This window comes from Paenibacillus sp. UNC499MF, from assembly GCF_900107975.1.
Taxonomy (GTDB): domain Bacteria; phylum Bacillota; class Bacilli; order Paenibacillales; family NBRC-103111; genus Paenibacillus_F.
In genome coordinates this window covers 1-4,291 of sequence record NZ_FNVF01000032.1, presented here as the reverse complement: position 1 = coordinate 4,291, position 4,291 = coordinate 1, and the positions used below count along the sequence as shown (strand labels likewise).

Genomic DNA, 4,291 nt, shown 5'->3' with positions numbered 1-4,291 from the left:
GGCGGTAGTCGAGCTAATCAAGCTCGGGGAGCTAAAAATCTGACGCAGCCACCCTTGCCAGGGCACAGAAAACCTTCCGGTCATCCTCTAAGGATTACGGAAGGTCTTTTCTTGTATGGGGGATTGTAATCTCCTCGTCACCATTTTTTTCAATTATTAACCATTGTTTCAGTTGGAAGAGTCATCGCAACACTATCATTCATCAACGGCTGTATATCAGTAATACCATTTCCAATAAAGCTGCTATTTTTATATAAAATACTTAAATAACGTTGATTAGACTTCATTACCGATGCAACGTTCTCTCGGCGTCTAGAGGTCATCTGACATGTTTTCCACATGCCGTTCGCACGTCGAGCGTCTACCTATTCCGCCACCGCAGTAAATAAAAAAGCCGCCCAGATTAGACGACTTTGGTTTGATATATGTGGTTGATGTGCTTTGAGCTGCATTTAAACAATGGCGGCAGTAGCCGTTTGATGCAAAAACGCTTCGCTCTTTGCCTTAAGAACATACACACGTTGTTACAAGAGAGGAAGAACAAGGCCATTATAACGAGCTGCTGAAAAACGTGTCAAAGTGACCGGATGACAAATTCCCTATCTTTAATCTGTCATCCTTCGTCAACCTTTAAATTGCTTACTCTTTTTATCTTTCGAAATATATTTGCTTATCTTTTCAACGATCCAGCCCACAACGTAAATGATAACCATGATAATCACGAAAAAATAAAAGCTAACAGGTCTTTCGACGAAAGAGGCAGCTATTGTTATGAAGATGGCTATCAGCACACTAGATATTATGTCTTTCATACAAGAACACCTCCCTAGTGATCATCGAATTAATTAGCCCATCCCATGAACTCGGTCTTAACTCTATATGGGGTCGAAAAACTGGAGTCCCTGTAATAAACCATAGTCATATAATATGCATATCTATTATCGGGGCTAGTGTATACTTTTCTAGTAAGAACTGTCGCGTATTCATATTGTTTGTCTTTTAAGCTACTGGTTACGTCACCTAAAAAAACCTGCGTCAATCCAGTCACCCAATTATTTCCTATTCTACTAGTTATATATAGAGAAACCCCTCTGAGGGCACCTTCCATGATGTATCTGTCCACTCTCCTATCAAATACATGCTTTGTCGGCCCTTCAATAACATCCCCATCACCGAGGTCTGGTAAAGGGATGGAATTCGTTCCGTTTCCATTGGGTAAAGCAAAATTCGAAAAAGCTGCTTTTTCCTCTTCACTAAGAGAGTGACGATCATTGACCGTTATTTCTACACCATTCTCCACCCAAGACGTTTCAACTTTTGTATCCGTATTCTGACTTTGTGTATCGTTGTTGGCATATAACGGACTTACTGACGTTAAAAAGAACTTGCCGATAATACTCCTACAAACAATTTTTTCATAAAAGCCTCTCTATTGAATGTCCTACATATAAATTTTACCATATTTGTTAATCAAGAACAATTTTGCGAGAGGAAGGCGTACACAGAAAGGAGAGAAGATATCGTTCAGTAGTGAGTTCAGGATAGTATGGAGAGTTGCACGCTTTCCTAGCTTTTGATGACATATCCTCACTTCCTTTCCAAACTTATCCTCCTATTGCGTTATCAGACGAACAAAATGCCCTCTATTAACCACTTTTTATCTATAAACGACCATTTACATGTCCAGCACATAAAACGTCTTAGAATCAATTTTAAAGGTATGGCAAAAAGTCATGATCCTAGTGGTCATGACTATGTATGTTTTATTTAATTTAATTTCTTTTCTTTTGTGTAGTTAATGTGTACATAAATGCCAGTTGAGTAGAGTTATTGTTGCAGAAACGGTACTGAAACCTTTGTTGAAGTGTAATTAATGTATACAGAAACCCTAGTTAATGTTAGCAGAAACTAATTCGTTTTGTGACTTCTCATCATAGTGCAAGCAATAAGCGGATAGATCTTTGTTTACGGATGTTTAATGCATTTTACTCGGTATGCTGCTTAGCGCTTAAATATTTCACTGAACTTAGTGTAATCTTCGTCATATATGAAAATGTTTCTTTTATATTCAATTGTGTAATTAAGATGCTCTGTTTCTCGATCTTTTCCAACCCAAAGCATAAAATAGGCTAACACTTGTTGCTCAAAAAAAGAAATCTGTGATTGCAATGTTTTTATATATTCGTCTTTTGTATCCTTCAAACTTTCCTCCGAGTAAATTATTTCTGCGATTCTTCTTAAGTTCCTGAGATATGGAGCCAGAAGCACATAGTAATTGTCTTTAAATATTAAATTGAGGGTATCTTGCAGATTTTCAGGTTTTTTATGCACGCTTATAATATCAAGTGCAATTTTCTCGAAAACATATCTACCATCGAACTCCCTGCGCTCCTGTTCAATTACAAATTTTGTAATATGATGATTTACTGGTACTGGTATCTTAATTGATAAAGATTTTACAATATCATGATGTAAATTTATTAAATTAAAGAACGTAGTCTCGAATCTCTGAGTTATAAACACTTGACGTGTTAATTTAGACTCTTCGCGCTGTAGTTTTAATTCTTCTCTTTGAAGCTGAAATTCTTTCTTTTGAATGAATATGGTGTAAACGATACCCGCTAATGCCATTCCAGAGAACAATGCATTTACCGATCCAAACATATCACCGAAAGTGCCTGGACTATCAGGTACTCCTAAGTAAGACACACTAGTAATAATCCCGGTTAATAGCCATAATACAATTGGAATTGCCATTAATAATCCAAACCTAATTATCCTGCCATTTGGTTCAGCGGCTGGCTGATTTTCAAATGACCATTTCTTAAATTTTTCCCACACCCACTTTTCCTCCAATACATCTGTACTAGGCAGTAATTATATTGGTAAAATGTCACAAATTCAATCATGGTTATCTAAAGATTTAGAAATGCTAAATAGGGCTTTTCCAAAGGAAAGCCCCTATATGTTTTATATACATTCTTGTTCATTCTTTACATTCTTGTTTATATTGTTGGGTGGTCGTTGCTTTCGTACCCTTTTCGTCGTTGCTTTCATCGTTGCCTTCGTGAGATTAAAAACGGCTGCATCCCTTGTTAACACTGGACATTTAACATTCGAGTGCATTGCCTTCGCTATTGCTTCCGGCGTTGCTTTCGTGGGGGCTTCGTTTCGGAATCATTTTGCGCCCTAAAATGAATCTTTATTTAACCTTCGGGTTCGTACTCAGCTATAGATAATTCTTTTTTTAACTGTTCTCTCAAATCGTTGATTCCTTCTTTTATTTTGGCTACGTTCCCTTCTAAATTAAGACTAAACAATTCTTTGTAAGCCTCCATATCAAGTTGGTACGATCTAGCATGTATATACGGCACCAAATCTTTGATTATTGCAGAACTTATATCTAAATAAGATTTTACCAATCTCAGTGCTTCCTCTGAAAAGTATAGTTGAGATCGCAGATAGTATTCATTTGCATATTTGAAACGATGAAACGTATCATTCCAATCTAGCATTTTAATTCTAAATTTTAATTCAAATGGGTCGTTAACAACTCCCCGATTAATAAGTAGTGCTTGTGCTTCCTCTTCCGATAAACCTCTAGAAATTAAATAACTATTCAACATTTCTTTAGAATGGTGGCTAAAATCAGGCATTGACCAATCATCAAGTAATCGAGCTATATCATAGTGTCCAGCTATTAATAACTTATACATCTCGGGGTAAATCTCGTGTTTCTTTGTTCGATATAGGTTAAAATCGTGCATCATCTTTTGGTTATCGAGCTTGCTTTTTTCGGTAATAATTGCAAGCAGTTGTTTATGATTTTCTAAGTCCTTATTTAACGTTGTTTTAGTCCTTTCAAGTTTCCAATTGGTAAAAATACCAATCCCTAAAGTTAAAAGAACAGGTAGTGCCACTTTTATCAACTCAAACCACTCTACCCTCTGTAAGTCCATGCCATCACCCCAAGAAAATTTATACAGTTAATTTCTTGGGTCTGTGCGAATTTCCTTTATTTGACGACAAACAAAAAGCAGCTCCGATAACTCGGGCTGCTCTCTTTATTTCCTATGCTATAAATATAACACGTTCAAAAGCAAATAACACAACGTTTACCCTTGATTTTGGCGATTCATTTCCGTTTGATTTCCTAAAATAAAAAGAGACACATCTGGCTGCTGTTTTTCTTATGCATCATTAAAATGAAGCGTAGCAAAGGTTTATCTCTTGTGTGCTTGAAAACATATTACGAATGTCATGCAGAAGTTGAATGTAAAAGGTCGTTCAC

The 4,291-nt window shown here is 36.5% G+C and carries 2 protein-coding genes; both read right to left on the bottom strand.

Annotated elements, in window-relative coordinates:
• Window positions 1-2,001 precede the first annotated feature (2,001 nt).
• On the bottom strand, window positions 2,002-2,841 hold the full coding sequence (locus tag C4S74_RS26115; protein ID WP_103998199.1) for a putative phage abortive infection protein: 840 nt from the start codon (window positions 2,839-2,841) through the stop codon (window positions 2,002-2,004).
• Between the two features lie 365 nt (window positions 2,842-3,206).
• Entirely contained in the window at window positions 3,207-3,929 is a 723-nt protein-coding gene (locus C4S74_RS26110) for a hypothetical protein (RefSeq protein ID WP_146065536.1), read from the bottom strand.
• Window positions 3,930-4,291: the final 362 nt, after the last annotated feature.